We start from the raw sequence: 13,999 nt of genomic DNA on the forward strand, positions 1-13,999 counted from the left end.
AACTTTGGCGCACGCAACAAGTAGGAGCAGAAAAAGCAGAACTGCAACCGGAAAAAAATTCTTCCTTTTGAGTATCGACCTCAATTCCCGTTAATTCTCTAGGCCCGCAAGCCTGCGGGCCCAAGATAAAGTAAAAATCCTAGCCTTCTATGCTAATGGAATCAGGAAAGATCAGCTTCCCTCATTCTCTTCATGCCCTCGTCTATGTCATCGTCAGAACATGCGTAGGTGACGCGGACATAACCTTCTCCCTGGCTTCCGAAGGCCGTACCGGCAACTACGGCAACCGCCGCGCGCTCCACGAGCCTGTCGGTGAACTGCTGAGAGGTAAGTCCCGTGCCCGAGATGTCGGCAAACGCGTAAAAAGCTCCGTCGGGCGTATCGCAGGTTATGCCATCAACACTGTTTAGCCCGGCAACCATACGGTCCCTTTTCTGCTCGAGCAAAACAAGCTTGTTCTCGACCCAGTCCTGCGGTCCCGTGAGCGCCGCGTGCGCCGCTTTCTGTATGAACGCCGCCACGTTCGTTATCGAGTCCTGAAGGAATATCGAGAGCTTATCGATAACAGGCTTCGGAGCCACGGTCCACCCTATTCTCCACCCCGTCATGGCCCAAGTCTTTGAGAACGTGTCTATGCAGATCACCCTGTCGCGTATGCTCTCTATCGAGGAGATCGAGAGATGCGGCTTTCCGAAGGTGACCTGAGAGAATATCTCGTCCGATATAACCATCACCTGGGGATGGCGCTCAAGCATGTCGGCTATCTCCTGGGGATTTTCCACTAGGTGGCCGTTAGGCCTCTGGGGGGTGTTTATGATCACGAGCTTTGTTTTAGGAGTTATGAGTTCCTCAAGCTTCTCTACGTCGAACTGCCAGTCGGGCTTCGTTAACGGGGTATGCTTTATCACCGCGTTTGCGTACTTTGCCCATACCTCATCGGGGGGATACCCTGGGTTCGGAAATATCACCTCGTCCCCGTCCTCAAGAAAAGTAAGAAGGTTCATCGTAAGGGAGTGCTTAGCTCCCGCTGTCACTATGACCTCATCTGGCTCCGTGGGCCTTCCCCGCTCAAGCATCTTCTCCGCTATGGCCTCCCGAAGCTCCGGAAGTCCCGGTCCGGGATCGTACCTTACGTAACCGTCTCTAAGTGCCTGCTCCGTAGCGTCAAGAACATGCTCCGGCGTATCGAAATCGGGTCCCTGATAATCACCCTTTTCAAAGTGAATGATCTTTTTCCCCGTTTTCCTCTCAAGTTCCCTCGCGACCCTCATGCTCGCCCACTGCTTGGGCGGAACAAAGTGCTGGGTCCGCGAACTGTATCCATATGATGACATAACTTCTATCCTCCTTAAATATGTTTCAAAAAGCTAAGATTCCGTTTTTACAAGCAGTCCCGAAGCAAGCTGCGAGAAAACCGCGTCTGCCACCTCTCCCGCGTCCATCGAGAAATCGTGATGAACCATTACCGCACCCACGGCCCCGTAGAGCATGAGGGCTCGGAGCCTCGGGTTCTGTCTCACGAAGCTTCCTTCGTCTATGCCTTTTTCTATTATTCTCTCGTAGAGTCTCACGCGACTCATTCTCCATTTTTCGGTAAGTTCGAAGTGCTCCTTTAGAAGATGGGTCTCGTCGCGGGAGAGGATCCGAAGAACCTTAAGGTTCCGTCTGTAGAAAGTGAATATGGTCGCAAGCAGTTTCCTAAGCTTAGCGGGAGCGGGATCTGAGTTTTCTATTTCCTTCTGCAAAAGCGTCTCTATCGCCTCGAAGCTCTCCTTCAAGATTTCGAGGTAGAGGTTCTCCTTCGAGGAGAAGTAGTTATAGATTGTTCCCTTAGATACGCCAATCTCCTCAGCTATCTCCTCCATGGTGAGTTCATGATAGCCTTTCTCGGAGAAAAGATCGGTTGCGGTCCTCAGTATCTCGCCGCGACGGCGGAATTTTCTGGATGTTTTTGCTGCTGACGTGCTTCTCTCGGGAACGCTTGTAGCTTGAACCATACCTCACCCACTGACTGACTCGTCAGTCAGATTAACAATTTCCAAAAAAGTTGTCAAGCAGAAATTTGGAGAATGGGCTAGAAATACTCGCGGAGGTTCTCTGGCAATTCTTATTGGGACAGCAATTTGCCGTCAGGACCGCATATCCGGACGGGTAAAACCGTATATCTCACTCATTCGTCTTCGAAACTCCCTTTGACCTCCGTGGGCGGGATGGCGGACCCGGAAAACCTCCCTGTCTACCCGCAGACGCTCTAGGCTAAAAACCGCGTCGTTTCCTATGGCAACCAATCTTTCGGGCTTCAAAAGACAGATAAGTTCATAAAGCATTTCCTCTCCCGCTTTTCTTTCGCAGGCGTTGTGCCTGCGGTTTGTAAAAGGATTTTGGGGCTTGTGCGGATGTAGCGGGAAAACGTTCCAGAGAAATACCGTGTCATTAATCTGGTCAAGAACATCCCATACGACAGTGGCAGTACCCTCATTTATCATGCCTTTTGTCGGCTTTTCAATCGAAACACCCCAGCGCTTTGCGTGGTTATTGAGGTGCGCGTCATCAGTGAAAGCCAGCCCCGTTCTCCTGCCACCTCGATGCCCGAAATCGCGCCCGACCCAGAGGGAATCGACCCCCGATTCCGTGGCCGCAATCAGTATCTTAAGCAGAGAGTCGCGTCGTATCCGAGCCGCGCCTTTGCGGTCGCACACTGCGCAGCACTCGGAATAGGGATTAAATGCATCCTGAAAACTAAGGCCCTCTAGTGTTTTTACAAACCCTTGGTGCGTCATGATCCCCTCCGCGCCTGCGGCATCATATCTGCGGAAACCAATCCGCATACGTAGGACCTAATATAAACGACATCCCCGGGGTGGGAGAAAATCTTTAAATTCACGAAAATTCCCTTACCATAATATCTTCGATGAAAAGGATACTGGCCATTCTCGCATTCGGGGTCATTCTAGGTGTGGGCCTTTGCATGTCGGAGAACGTATCGAGGCATGACGCTGAGAAACCCACTCCCAAGACCCCGGTGCTTGAGCCGCTTGCGGAGCGGCTTTCAAGAGCAACTATCCCGGTCACCGTTCCCACAGCCGCCGTGGGAGAAGCGCTTGAGCGCAGAACGCCGAAACGGGTGTCAGGCTTGAGGAAAAACGTTCTCGGAGGACGTTTTATCCAAAGCGAGCTTAGCTGGGATCTTGTACGCTCGGACCTTAGGGTATCGGGCCGCAGCGGGGCGCTGAGCGTAGCAACCGAGCTTAGCGGAGAGACCCGCGCAACGGGAACTCTTCAGCTGATAAGAAAGTTTGACGTGAAAGCGCGCGGCGACGTACTTGCAAGCGTCTCCCTCACCGCAAATCCGACCCTCGAAACTGACTGGCGCATCTCCCCGAATCTCTCCAAAACAAAAATAGACATACAAAGAGCCGATATTCCGATAAAGCGCATCGGAAATCTTGACGTAGGGAAGCATATAATTCCCGGAGTTCAAATCACGGCTGAGGGACTTCGCACGCAACTCAACCGAAGCGTGGCCCGAAGCAATTTCTTCAGGCAGGCAGCCGAAAAAGGCTGGAAGAGGCTCTGCGGTTCAACGCCGCTTGGAGAGGGCTCGGGGCTCTGGCTTGAGACAAAGCCCGTAGTCGCGCGCGCGGCGCAGGTCCGCATCGGTCGCAAAGAAATCCGCTCCACGATTGGAGTTGAAGTAAAAACGCGCATCCTAACCGAAAAGACGCAGCCCAGATGCCCCTTCCCGAAAGCCCTGCTCATAGAAAAGCCCAAGCCAGGAGGCTTCGAAATCGTCATTCCCACTATAATCGATTACGAAACGCTTGAGCGGACGCTTGCCGAGGAGACAGTCGGCAAGTCTCTCGGCAAAAACGTCTCCATAGTCATAAAGGCAATAAGGATCCGCCCGCATGGAGAGCGGCTTCTGCTTGAAACCACGGTGGCAGTGGAAACGGATTACCTATACGGCACGGGGACCAAGGGGATCCTGTACGTGCTTGCCGAACCGAAACTAAACCCTAAAGCGCAGACCATAACGCTCGAAAACGTAAAGCTTGAAACTGATTCGCAGAATGTGCTTTTCTCAATGGCGGGAAAGGCCGCGGAACCCCTGCTGCTGGAGGCCGTCTCAAGGCGCATCCCCTTTGACCTTGGCCCGAAGCTCGAGGAGCTTAGGAACCGGTCAGAGGACGCGATTTCGGCGCTTTCATCAGAAAATGTCTCGGTTACGGGCAAAGTGAGGCGGGTGCGTATAACGCGCCTTGACGTGGGGCCCGAGCACCTGCGTTTAGTCCTAACGGCAGAAGGCAGGGTGAGAGCAAGGGTACAGGCGATTCCCTAGCTGAATTCTTCCGCATCCGGGAGTCTTAGGAAGATTCCGAAGGGCGGTTTTTCTGGTACACTTTTCAGAGGAGAAGATCATATGAGCGTATGGGGAAAAATAATCGGCGGCGCGGCGGGATTCGCGCTGGGCGGCCCGCTCGGGGCGCTGCTCGGCGCCATGGCGGGACACGCGTTTGTCGACACCGGGGAGCGGCCGACCGACACGCGCTCGAGAAAGCAAGTCGCCTTCACGGCCGGGGTTATAATACTCGCGGCCAAGATGGCGAAAGCCGACGGGGTAGTGAGGGAAGAGGAAATCGAGGCTTTCCGCCAAACTTTTAATCCGATTTTAAGAAACGAGGTGAAAGAGGCCGAGGTAGCACGCATCTTCAACATCGCCAAAAAAGACTCGGAGGGTTTTGAGCCCTACGCTCAACAGCTTGCCGAGATGTTCAGGGGCAACCCCGCGGTCCTTGAAGAGCTTTTAAACTGCCTGTTTCTCATTGCCAAGGCCGATAACGTCTACCATCCAAAGGAAAACGAGTATCTCGAAAGCGTGGCCGAGATATTCGGGCTGAGCGAAGCGGCATTCAGGCGTATCCGCGCTGCGCACGGTGTCGACAAGCCGGATCCGTACGAAATCCTAGGAGTTGCGAGGGAAATTCCGGACGAAGAACTCAAAAGCAAGTACCGCGAACTTGTCCGCGCCCACCATCCCGACACGCTGATCGCCCAAGGCGTTCCCCAGGAGTTCGTAGACGCGGCAAACGAGAAGCTCTCGGTCATAAACGATGCGTACGACCGGATCGAGAAGGAGCGGAAGGTGGTCTGATCCCACTACCTGGACGATCCCCTATAACACCCTAAAAGGAGAATCATCCCATTGAGCGAGACGATCGCCCTTTGCTTCAGCGGCGGCAAGGACAGCGCCATGGCGCTTCAGGAAATTCGAAGGCGCGGAGGATACCGCGTGGCGGAACTTGTGACGACGGTAACTGACGCCTACGACCGGGTGAGCATGCACGGAGTGCGCCGCGCACTGCTTCGCAGGCAGGCAGAGTCCCTAGGTCTGCCGCTTATGGAAGTCGTGGTACCGCCGGAATCGTCAAATGCTGTCTACGAACGGGAAATGGGAAAGGCGTTCTCCAGGATTCGCGACAAGGGCATTCGCCAAGTCGCCTTCGGCGATATATTCTTGGAAGATCTCAGGGATTACAGAGAACGACAGCTTGCAGCCTCGGGACTAACCTGCCTCTTTCCTATATGGAAGCGACCGACACGGTCTTTAGCCCAAACCTTTATAGATGAGGGATTCTGTGCGGTAACGGTATGTGTTGACTCAGAGGTGCTGGATAAGTCTTTTGCGGGGCGCCATTTCGACATAGCGTTTCTTAACGACCTTCCAAGCAGTGTCGACCCCTGCGGGGAGAACGGCGAATTTCACACGTTTGTTTTCGACGGACCGATATTCTCCCACCCGATTGAGTTCACAGGCGGTACGGTAGTTGAAAGAGATGGTTTCTTTTTCTATGACCTCTTGCTAAGTTAACACCGGCAAACTGGGAATTCTTTCGCATCTAACTCAATTTATCCGCGGGAGATGTCTGAACTTAGACGACCGGCGAAGTATATCCGCAAGAGCTTTTCGTTCCTCCCAGTTAAGCTCGGATGCTATCTCGGCTATAACTTCGAGAACCCGCCGCTTCTGCCTATGGCGCTCCAGAAACATCTTATCCAGGCTCTCCCGGTAAGCTTGAGCATTGAATTGCTCCGCCTCGAGAATAGCGATTACCTCCCCGCTCAGCTGACGTCTTACTTTTTTCCTCTCCGCATCGGGAAGCGCAGTGCGCAGTTTTTCCTTAAGCTCGGCGCGCCTTGCTTCCGGAAGGGAAGATTGGTCAAGTAGGGCGATTATACGCTCTCCCCGCTTCACTTGATGACGGTCGCACCCTCGCCCAGTTGCAAAACCTATGAGAACAACTCCCAGGACAACCAACAACAGTACTAATAATCTGACCGGGTTTCTCATAACAATCCTTCCTCGTCGTCAAGCAGCTGCTCGATAACGCTCTCGGGGGCCACATGGGAATCCGCTCCGCCGTAGCTCATCACGCCTGCCAGGAACCCGACCGCAAGAAACAAGGCAAGGCAGAATGCGGGAACGGGCGACCAGAACACCCTGAAAACCCACCTCAAGGCTCCCTGTCTCTGCGGGACGAGCGACGCCGCGCTTATTATTCTCCCGGCCAGGTCACCGGGGACCGGGGGAACGTCATACGTGCGCAACAACTCCTCAAGTTTCCTGTCCTTATCCATATACCTTCTCAAAGATAACGGCCCATCTCCCGTCTGAGTGTCGCCTTGGCCCTCATTAGTAAAGAGCGAATCGCCGAAACGCTTATCTTCATGATCTCGGCGGCGTCCTCATGTCTCAGTTCCTCGTAGAAGCACAGGATCAAAGCGGTTTTCTGTCTCGGAGGCAACCTCTTAATCTCCCTTGCAAGCAAGGCCTTCTCCTCGCTCTCGGCAACCTTGCTTTCCGAGTCGGGGTTTTCATCTTTTGGTTCAAGAGATTCGGGGACCGCCGCCTCGGCGCGTTTTTTCCTGCTGTCAAGACAGAGATTCACCACCACCCGGTAAAACCAGGTAGTGAACCTTGCTCCCCTTCGAGGATCCCATATATCCGGGGTCTCCCACAGCTTTATAAATGCCGCCTGCACTATGTCTTCTGCTTCCTCACGCCTAGCAGTGTAGCGGTAGGCAAGCCGGTAATACCTGTCGCTATGCCTCCTTACAAGCACGGCGAACGCCGCACGGTCGCCTTCGCCTACACGTTCAAGCAAGCTTTCATCGTCCGGTGACTCTTTTGCCATGCGGTTTGTTTCCATCTAGCCGTGGCCGCAGAGCGCCACCGATCTTATTGCTGTTTCCGCGCTATTTGCCGGCGCACTGCCCGGAATCTTTTTTCTTCTCTCTGTGCTTTTCTTTCTTGGCGGCCCAGTATTTCTTTACTTCTTCCTTTGTAAGACTGCCGTTGCCGTCAGCATCCATCTTGGCGAATTTTTTCTCCACGTGGGCCATAAACTCGGCCTTTGAGATAACGCCGTCAGAGTTTGCGTCTTTTTTCTCGAACATTCTGTCCATTTTAGCGGACTTTCTGGGGCAATCCGCTTCCTTACCACAATCTCCGCAATGGGCCGAGGCAAATGTCGCCCCACCGAGGAACAGAACCGCCAATACGGAAAACATCAGTGCTTTTCTCATTACGCACCTCCATGTGATTTATGAATTTAGAACTAGTCTACAATTTTATACGATTGAGAGAGAAAAAGTGTTCGCGGTGAATAGAAACAGGTCTGTTTCTTAACGACTTTTTTCTCGCGTTTGTATATTCTAGCACTATATGATTGGATCTAAGCAATCTAACACGGAAAAATTTTAATGCTTGAAAAATTCCCTTATTGTTCTGGAACCTGGCAATACCGACGAATCGTAAGTGCAACTGTGGTTTTGGTGGTTTGGTTTATGTTTTTGGGTTCTTCAGAAATCCAACAGCATCCCAAGACATTTCACAATGCAAAGATGCTGTTGGCAGATATTCATGAACAGATCGACCATTTAGAGACCTTTTATTGTAGATGCCATTATGTTCGCAAGAATTCAGGCGGTGACATAGACCGCAACTCTTGTGGCCTTAAAGCACGCAAAAACGAGGACCGATCTGACAGAGTTGAATGGGAGCATATTGTGCCTGCATCTTGGATTGGGGAAAATCATTCTTGCTGGACACAAGGACATGATCTGTGCGTTAAAAATGGAAAACGATTCAAGGGTCGAAAATGTTGCATGGAACCAGGGGTTGACCAAGAATTTATGGTAGCACATAACGACCCGCACAACCTTTTTCCAGCTAGCGGAGAATTAAATGGTGACCGTTCCAATTATCCCTATGGGACTGTAAATGGAGAACCGCGTAAATATGGATCATGCGACTTCGAGCTAGGAGGTTCGCCGAAAGTAGTCGAACCAACTAACAGTGTTCGCGGTGAAATTGCTCGCGCAATGCTCTATATGGAAGACAGGTACAAGGTAAATGTGAGAATGGCACGCAAGGAATTGCTTAAATGGCACAAGGACGATCCACCCGCCAGTTGGGAGTTGAACCGTGCAATGCAAATCGAAGTTGAAACCGGACTGGAAAATTCCTATATTACCCCGTAATTTTACGTGCGATTCTCTTACTCTTATTCGCAATAAGAGGTTTTTCCGCTGAGAAATTTAAATTCGATTTGTTCTTGGCCGGCCGTAAGATTTCTCTTTTAAAATATAAAAATCTTCAATTTGGGCCCCTAGGTGCAACTAGTTGGAAAACTCACACAGCGTCAACCCCAACCCCGTCAATTATCCTCTCCACCCTCTTCTCCCACGTGTATTCGGCAGCGTCCGAGCGGGCCCCTTCTGAAATCCGAGCGCAGAGCTCCGAATCAGCAAGCATGAGGCCAAGCGCCCGAATAAACTCCCCCCCTTTATCAGGAGGAGTAACAATCGAGTTCTCCCCCGGCCTCAATATCTCAAGAACCGACGGAACCCCGGTAGCAACAATGGGTTTTCCAGCGGCCATATACTCGAAAAGCTTAAGCGGAGAAGTAAACTTCCCTGCCTCCGTCCCGTCCCTTATCGTTACCTTGGACGAATAGGGCATAACCAAAACATCTGAGGCAAGGAGGTAAGAAGGTACTTCCCGTTGTCGCACAAACCCCTCTATTTTGAAATTGGCCGATCCATCTTGCCTCACCATCTCGCGCCAAAGCGCGTTGTCCTTCTCCCTGCCCCCGACAATGAGAAACTCGACTTCGGGCATTTGTGCCGCGGCACGCACTAGAATCTCAAGCCCTCTTCCCCTGTAAGTATTCCCACAGTAGCACACTATTTTTCTCCCGAGCGGAAGACCGAGACGCTCCCGGAGCGAGGAAATGTTGTGTTCTCCTTCGAATGCCTCCCGTTCGAAGCCGTTCGGTGCAACTATGGGATTTTGCCCCGTCATCCCGAGGCAGAAGTATATGTCGTGTAGCCCCCGCGAGTTAAAGGACATCCCGAGCAGGTTCTTCGAGCGGGAAAAAGAACTTATTATTCTTTCGGCCGCCCAGTTAACCGGAGGGTGGTGAGCATCGTAGACCGTCGGAACCCCGAGAGCCTTGGTCGCGAACCAAGCAAAAACAAGGTCCCTGGTGAGCACAAAATCAAAATCATTTCTTTTTCTCCGGGCATAAAAAGCACTCAAAAAACCATGTAGCGGCCGCCTAGCAGGCCCGCCCGAAAGCGCAATCGAGGTTACGCGAAAAGGAGTCTTAATACCGTAATATGAAAAAAGTCTTTCCTTGTTAACCCGCCCCGGCAGGACGCACTCAACCTCGATTCCCAGATTGGCCATCGCCTGACACATCTTGAGCATGTGAACGGCGCTTGCCCCTTCTGTAAAGAGCGGGTGGCTTCCTACGTAAAGCACTCTCAGTCCTTCGTATTTTTTCATCCGGGCTTAAACCTTAAACCCTCTTTCGGCTTTATTTATAACCCCGACCGATCTTCGAGAGGATTGCTTGCGTAAAAAGCGGATACTTCGGGATCAGAAGCTCGCTTGAGGCTATTTTACCTTGAACGCCGTCCATTCTTAAATCCAAACCGTTCCCGGTCACACACCCGTACCAATTCAGTTAGAATTAGCCCCATGAATCCACTTCTCTCGATCGATATCTCATACAGAGCGATAAGGAGCAACAAGGTAAGATCGTTTCTTACCACTCTGGGAATAATCATAGGTGTCGCGGCGGTAATTTCCCTTGTATCGATAACCGGCGGCGCGAAGAAAATGATAGAGGGACAGCTCGCGTCCCTCGGAGCCAACTCCCTGGCAGTAAAGAGCGGAAAAATTACAAAGAGCGGAAAAACCCTCCTCGGGGGTAATGTAAAACCACTTACAAGGAAAGATGTGGAAGCGATAAGAAATCTTGAATCGGTCAAATACGTCTCAGCGATATCCAACACGACCGCCAATGTGGTCTCGGGAAACAGAAACGTTTTTACCGCCGTGATAGGAACAGGAAAAGACTTCATATTCATAAACGACTGGTTTCCCGAGAGGGGAACGTTTTTCAATGAGATTGACGTAAGGGAAGCGGCCCTCGTCTGCGTGCTGGGAAAGACCGTGAAGGAAAATCTGTTCGGAAGCCAAGACCCTATAGGAAAAAACCTGAGAATCGGCAAATACACCTACAGGGTTATCGGGGTGATGTCCCCGATCGGTCCCACTCCCAGCGGAAAAGACCAGGACGATATCGTTCTGCTTCCCTACACCTCTGTTCAGAAGAGGCTTGTCGGAACCAGATCGCTCGACAGAATCACGATTTTCGTGGACCCCTCCTACGATCTCGCTCTCGCCCAAGGGCAAGTGGAAAAAGTTCTGCGAAGACAGCACGGGATCAAAGACGAAATGGAAGACGATTTTTCCGTAAGAACTCAGCAAACGCAGATAAACACCATAAAGAACGTCTCAAGAATCCTTACCGTGCTTCTCGGAAGCATAGCGTCGATCTCGCTTGTTGTGGGAGGAATCGGGATAATGAACATAATGCTCGTCTCGGTAGGGGAAAGAACAAGGGAAATAGGCATCAGGCTCGCCGTAGGGGCTAAGGAGAAAAACATACTGGTCCAGTTTCTAATCGAATCCGTACTTCTTTCCCTTGTAGGCGGCGCGATAGGAACGGCGGCCGGAATACTGATCTCCAAGTTAGCTTCGGCGATAACCGGCTGGCCCACCCAGATATCCGTGCTGTCTATAATCGTGGCTTTTCTGTTCTCAGCCCTCGTCGGTATAGTCTTCGGCATATACCCCGCGAAAAAAGCGGCGGCGCTTAATCCAATAGAAGCTCTGAGGTATGAGTAAGAAATCCAACGCCCGCCCTAAAAAGATCCTTTTCGTCTCTCCCAATCTCGCGGCCGGAGGAGCTCAGAGGCAACTAATCAATATCGCTAACGGCTTGCACCGCAGAGGATACGAAGTCTCGGTCTTTTTGTTCTATGACAAAGGAAACTTGAGGAATTCCCTCGATAAAAACATAAAAATATTTTCCCCATGCTCCATAAAGTTTCTGCAAAGACCGAAGCTCCTCGGGATCCTTTATGGAACACTGAGACTTCTGGGGATCGTAGTGACCGAAAAACCGGATCTGCTCTACAGCAGGCAGTGGCCCAAGATACCAGTCGCCATAATAGGAAAAATCCTGAAAGTTAAGACGGTTTCAGTTGAGGGGAACAACCTTGAACACACGCTTCTTCTAAGAAAAAGACCGCTTCTATTTCGGATCAGGAAACTGTGCGCGCAACTCTCGGATAAGGTGGTCGCCAATTCCAGAAGCCTCGCCTACGAAGTAAAAGAGGTGTTCAGTCTAGATTCCGAAGTGGAGGTAATTTACAACGGTATCGACATCGAGGATATAAGAAAAAAATCAAAAGAGGAGCAAAATCACAAATGGCTTGGAACCGAAGCGCCTCTCATACTCGCGATGGGGTACCTAAAGGACGAGCAGAAAGGGTTTTCTTATCTCCTTGAGGCCCTTGAAATCGTAAACCGCTCAAAATCCGCACGACTGATAATTATCGGAAACGGCAAAAAGGAAAAACTGGAAGAACTCTCAGAGAGACTTTCAATAAGAGACAAAACGGATTTTTTCAGTACGGTCCCTAATCCTTTTCCCTACATGGCAAGAGCCGACATCTTTGCGTGTTCTTCCTTATACGAAGGACTCTCAAACGTTATTCTCGAAGCACTGGCTCTGGGAAAACCGGTGATATCCACGGACCACAAACACGGCGCAAACGAAATCATCGAGAACGGAAAAAACGGAATTCTCGTACCCATAAGAGATCCGCAAAAAATGGCGGATGCCATCCTGAAAGTACTGGAAGACGGAGAACTGAGGCAAAGTCTGGAAGCAGAAGCGAAGAAAAGATCGGAGAACTTTTCAAGAGATAAGATGATCTCCGGATACGAAAAACTCTTCGGCGACATGTAGCGCGCTATTCCCGAAAGAGACCTAGTCGCCTGACCGAAAGACCATCCCACGACACCCAGAAGACAAACGCCGCAAGCCACTGCGGAAAAGGCGTTCCTATGATAATCCCGAAACCCAACAACATAAAAAACAGTCCCGGAACTATAACCATCCTCAGATGTCTGTTAACCAAAGCCAAAGGAGCGCAAGACTCAAGCAGTACCGTCGCGCCGGCCAGACAGGAAGAGAGCCAGACCTTGCTCCCAAGCCAAAAAGGTAGCCACTCTATGAGCGGATCGACCCTGTCTCCCGCAAGTCCCTTATTTACGAACAAAGTTGCCATGTATTCAGAAGTAATCCACTCCAAATTGGGGTTTCTTAACTTCGAGATCCCGGCCGCGCAGAAAACCAGCGTGATCATCACCCAGATCAATCTTACGGGCCACTGATACGCAGGGCTTGGTTTTTTTACGCTCGACCCGAATGGCCACCACCCGTACCTTCGCTTAACCACCGAGTCAAGGGAGAAACCGTCCCCGCAACGGGAAAAACACAAAACGCAGAATATAACGAGCATCAATGATTCCATATGGTGCGTTTTGGCGAAGCTGTTTTCCATCCCGAGCAGATAAAAGCCCACTAGAAAAGAACAAAGAGTGCTGAAACGCGTAAGGAACCCGAGAGAGCTCAATAGAAGACTTGCAAGCCACAGAAACCCTAGAAATCCGAGAATATCAGCGGAGAGAACCGGTATACGGAAAAAATCAAAGATAAATATCGGATGCCAGAGAACATCGGGAACCTTGGCCCACTGGGAAAAATCCTTTCCCAAATAAAGACACAGGATGATTCCGTAGAAAAGAAACCTGCATATTCCAAGATTCCGGGGGTCAGCATCCTCAAAGAAAAAACCGGAAAAAGCAGAACTCAATTTCCCAGAATTACTACTCATCCTCAGGTAACCCGTATTTATAAGAATAAACCAGCTTGGTTTCGGGAATAACTTCTTGTGGCGGTACATCGGTCCAATCCCACTTGGTTAGGTAAAGATTCATGGAGACAATAGGTGGGCTGCCGTGAAGTTTTTCCCCGCGGTTATGTTCATATTGCGCAAGCAGGTAGTCAAACAGTATGCGAAGCTCTTTTTTGGTGTCTCCCACAGCACCGCTTTTCTTATAGGGAAGCAGACGTTTTATATTTTCTTTGAGGTCTGTTTGATCCACCGGCAGGAAGTTTAGACGCCCAAGAGCGGATTCGAGTTCTTTTTCCTGCTTACGGGCAAAAGATTCCCGGTTGAGAATCCTGTTTATACCCTTCTCCAACCTGACTTTGTCAAGAGGCAAGAAAGCTTTTTGGCTGTCCAGTATCACCTCTTTTCCGTCGCTTGTCAGTCCATAAAACTCAAAACTCGAAGCTATAGTTACTGGATTAGACTTGCTGAACATCGAGTAATTCGAAAACGGCCAGATATCGGGAAGGGGAAAAACGACGTATAACCCCTGAATGGTTATCAGGGTTATTACAAATACCTGTACGCACCTGCTTCTCACGGTGTTTTTATTCATAAACTCTGCCAGCGGAAAATTCGGTTGCCGCCAGTTCTCTCAGAAGGAGATGTCCCCTGAACGCAA

Annotated in this window: 16 protein-coding genes; 6 read left to right on the top strand and 10 right to left on the bottom strand. The window is 50.8% G+C overall.

Annotated features, from left to right (window positions below):
• Positions 1 to 161 precede the first annotated feature (161 nt).
• The 3 genes from F4X55_06185 to F4X55_06195 all read right to left on the bottom strand — a co-directional run bounded on the left by F4X55_06185 (position 162) and on the right by F4X55_06195 (position 2,780).
• Positions 162 to 1,334, bottom strand: coding sequence for an aminotransferase class I/II-fold pyridoxal phosphate-dependent enzyme (locus F4X55_06185; protein ID MYC40575.1), 1,173 nt, complete (start codon positions 1,332 to 1,334; stop codon positions 162 to 164).
• A gap of 33 nt (positions 1,335 to 1,367) precedes the next feature.
• Positions 1,368 to 1,997, bottom strand: a complete 630-nt coding sequence (locus F4X55_06190) for a TetR/AcrR family transcriptional regulator (GenBank protein ID MYC40576.1) — start codon at positions 1,995 to 1,997, stop codon at positions 1,368 to 1,370.
• A gap of 132 nt (positions 1,998 to 2,129) precedes the next feature.
• The gene (locus F4X55_06195) at positions 2,130 to 2,780 is read right to left on the bottom strand and encodes a uracil-DNA glycosylase (GenBank protein MYC40577.1); all 651 of its coding nucleotides are present in this window, start codon (positions 2,778 to 2,780) and stop codon (positions 2,130 to 2,132) included.
• A gap of 131 nt (positions 2,781 to 2,911) precedes the next feature.
• Between F4X55_06195 and F4X55_06200 the strand changes: the two genes are divergently transcribed.
• The 3 genes from F4X55_06200 (at position 2,912) to F4X55_06210 (ending at position 5,869) form a co-directional block, all read left to right on the top strand.
• Positions 2,912 to 4,339: a DUF4403 family protein gene (locus tag F4X55_06200; GenBank protein MYC40578.1), complete on the top strand. Its 1,428-nt coding sequence runs from the start codon at positions 2,912 to 2,914 to the stop codon at positions 4,337 to 4,339.
• 81 nt (positions 4,340 to 4,420) lie between these two features.
• Positions 4,421 to 5,152 carry a molecular chaperone DjiA gene (locus F4X55_06205; GenBank protein ID MYC40579.1) on the top strand — a complete coding sequence of 244 codons (732 nt, stop codon included), beginning with the start codon at positions 4,421 to 4,423 and terminating at the stop codon, positions 5,150 to 5,152.
• A 51-nt stretch (positions 5,153 to 5,203) separates the two neighbouring features.
• Positions 5,204 to 5,869, top strand: coding sequence for a diphthine--ammonia ligase (locus tag F4X55_06210; GenBank protein MYC40580.1), 666 nt, complete (start codon positions 5,204 to 5,206; stop codon positions 5,867 to 5,869).
• 33 nt (positions 5,870 to 5,902) lie between these two features.
• On the opposite strand, the gene F4X55_06215 is transcribed toward F4X55_06210, so the two are convergent.
• Genes F4X55_06215 through F4X55_06230 form a run of 4 tightly spaced genes read right to left on the bottom strand, consistent with a single transcriptional unit; the run spans position 5,903 to position 7,584 of the window.
• Positions 5,903 to 6,349, bottom strand: a complete 447-nt coding sequence (locus tag F4X55_06215; protein MYC40581.1) for a periplasmic heavy metal sensor — start codon at positions 6,347 to 6,349, stop codon at positions 5,903 to 5,905.
• Positions 6,346 to 6,636: a hypothetical protein gene (locus F4X55_06220; GenBank protein ID MYC40582.1), complete on the bottom strand. Its 291-nt coding sequence runs from the start codon at positions 6,634 to 6,636 to the stop codon at positions 6,346 to 6,348. The genes F4X55_06215 and F4X55_06220 overlap by 4 nt, the downstream gene beginning before the upstream one ends.
• Before the next feature lie 8 nt (positions 6,637 to 6,644).
• Entirely contained in the window at positions 6,645 to 7,208 is a 564-nt protein-coding gene (locus F4X55_06225; GenBank protein MYC40583.1) for a sigma-70 family RNA polymerase sigma factor, read from the bottom strand.
• Positions 7,209 to 7,254: 46 nt separating this feature from the next.
• Positions 7,255 to 7,584, bottom strand: coding sequence for a hypothetical protein (locus F4X55_06230; protein MYC40584.1), 330 nt, complete (start codon positions 7,582 to 7,584; stop codon positions 7,255 to 7,257).
• Between the two features lie 177 nt (positions 7,585 to 7,761).
• On the opposite strand from F4X55_06230, the gene F4X55_06235 reads away from it, so the two are divergent.
• A complete protein-coding gene (locus F4X55_06235; GenBank protein ID MYC40585.1) occupies positions 7,762 to 8,541 on the top strand; it encodes a hypothetical protein in 780 nt (259 codons plus the stop codon).
• A 151-nt stretch (positions 8,542 to 8,692) separates the two neighbouring features.
• Here F4X55_06235 and F4X55_06240 read toward each other — a convergent pair whose 3' ends face one another.
• The gene (locus F4X55_06240; GenBank protein ID MYC40586.1) at positions 8,693 to 9,850 is read right to left on the bottom strand and encodes a glycosyltransferase family 4 protein; all 1,158 of its coding nucleotides are present in this window, start codon (positions 9,848 to 9,850) and stop codon (positions 8,693 to 8,695) included.
• A 195-nt stretch (positions 9,851 to 10,045) separates the two neighbouring features.
• Between F4X55_06240 and F4X55_06245 the strand changes: the two genes are divergently transcribed.
• A complete protein-coding gene (locus F4X55_06245) occupies positions 10,046 to 11,260 on the top strand; it encodes an FtsX-like permease family protein (protein ID MYC40587.1) in 1,215 nt (404 codons plus the stop codon).
• On the top strand, positions 11,253 to 12,389 hold the full coding sequence (locus F4X55_06250; protein ID MYC40588.1) for a glycosyltransferase: 1,137 nt from the start codon (positions 11,253 to 11,255) through the stop codon (positions 12,387 to 12,389). Before F4X55_06245 ends, F4X55_06250 begins: the two co-directional genes overlap by 8 nt.
• Before the next feature lie 4 nt (positions 12,390 to 12,393).
• Here F4X55_06250 and F4X55_06255 read toward each other — a convergent pair whose 3' ends face one another.
• Together F4X55_06255 and F4X55_06260 are read right to left on the bottom strand one after the other, a co-directional pair.
• Complete coding sequence (locus F4X55_06255; protein ID MYC40589.1) at positions 12,394 to 13,320, bottom strand: hypothetical protein; 927 nt, start codon at positions 13,318 to 13,320, stop codon at positions 12,394 to 12,396.
• The gene (locus F4X55_06260; GenBank protein ID MYC40590.1) at positions 13,313 to 13,933 is read right to left on the bottom strand and encodes a hypothetical protein; all 621 of its coding nucleotides are present in this window, start codon (positions 13,931 to 13,933) and stop codon (positions 13,313 to 13,315) included. Before F4X55_06260 ends, F4X55_06255 begins: the two co-directional genes overlap by 8 nt.
• Between the last annotated feature and the right edge of the window lie 66 nt (positions 13,934 to 13,999).

This window comes from Candidatus Dadabacteria bacterium, assembly GCA_009840385.1.
Classification (GTDB): domain Bacteria; phylum Desulfobacterota_D; class UBA1144; order Nemesobacterales; family Nemesobacteraceae; genus Nemesobacter; species Nemesobacter australis.

Bases quoted from the DNA above. Each gene is read 5' to 3' on its own strand.
- F4X55_06240 (MYC40586.1), bottom strand. From the start codon at position 9,850: ATGAAAAAATACGAAGGACTGAGAGTGCTTTACGTAGGAAGCCACCCG.
- F4X55_06215 (MYC40581.1), bottom strand. From the start codon at position 6,349: ATGAGAAACCCGGTCAGATTATTAGTACTGTTGTTGGTTGTCCTGGGA.
- F4X55_06195 (MYC40577.1), bottom strand. From the start codon at position 2,780: ATGACGCACCAAGGGTTTGTAAAAACACTAGAGGGCCTTAGTTTTCAG.
- F4X55_06200 (MYC40578.1), top strand. From the start codon at position 2,912: ATGAAAAGGATACTGGCCATTCTCGCATTCGGGGTCATTCTAGGTGTG.
- F4X55_06185 (MYC40575.1), bottom strand. From the start codon at position 1,334: ATGTCATCATATGGATACAGTTCGCGGACCCAGCACTTTGTTCCGCCC.
- F4X55_06245 (MYC40587.1), top strand. From the start codon at position 10,046: ATGAATCCACTTCTCTCGATCGATATCTCATACAGAGCGATAAGGAGC.
- F4X55_06220 (MYC40582.1), bottom strand. From the start codon at position 6,636: ATGGATAAGGACAGGAAACTTGAGGAGTTGTTGCGCACGTATGACGTT.
- F4X55_06260 (MYC40590.1), bottom strand. From the start codon at position 13,933: ATGAATAAAAACACCGTGAGAAGCAGGTGCGTACAGGTATTTGTAATA.
- F4X55_06255 (MYC40589.1), bottom strand. From the start codon at position 13,320: ATGAGTAGTAATTCTGGGAAATTGAGTTCTGCTTTTTCCGGTTTTTTC.
- F4X55_06205 (MYC40579.1), top strand. From the start codon at position 4,421: ATGAGCGTATGGGGAAAAATAATCGGCGGCGCGGCGGGATTCGCGCTG.
- F4X55_06225 (MYC40583.1), bottom strand. From the start codon at position 7,208: ATGGAAACAAACCGCATGGCAAAAGAGTCACCGGACGATGAAAGCTTG.
- F4X55_06250 (MYC40588.1), top strand. From the start codon at position 11,253: ATGAGTAAGAAATCCAACGCCCGCCCTAAAAAGATCCTTTTCGTCTCT.
- F4X55_06230 (MYC40584.1), bottom strand. From the start codon at position 7,584: ATGAGAAAAGCACTGATGTTTTCCGTATTGGCGGTTCTGTTCCTCGGT.
- F4X55_06190 (MYC40576.1), bottom strand. From the start codon at position 1,997: ATGGTTCAAGCTACAAGCGTTCCCGAGAGAAGCACGTCAGCAGCAAAA.
- F4X55_06235 (MYC40585.1), top strand. From the start codon at position 7,762: ATGCTTGAAAAATTCCCTTATTGTTCTGGAACCTGGCAATACCGACGA.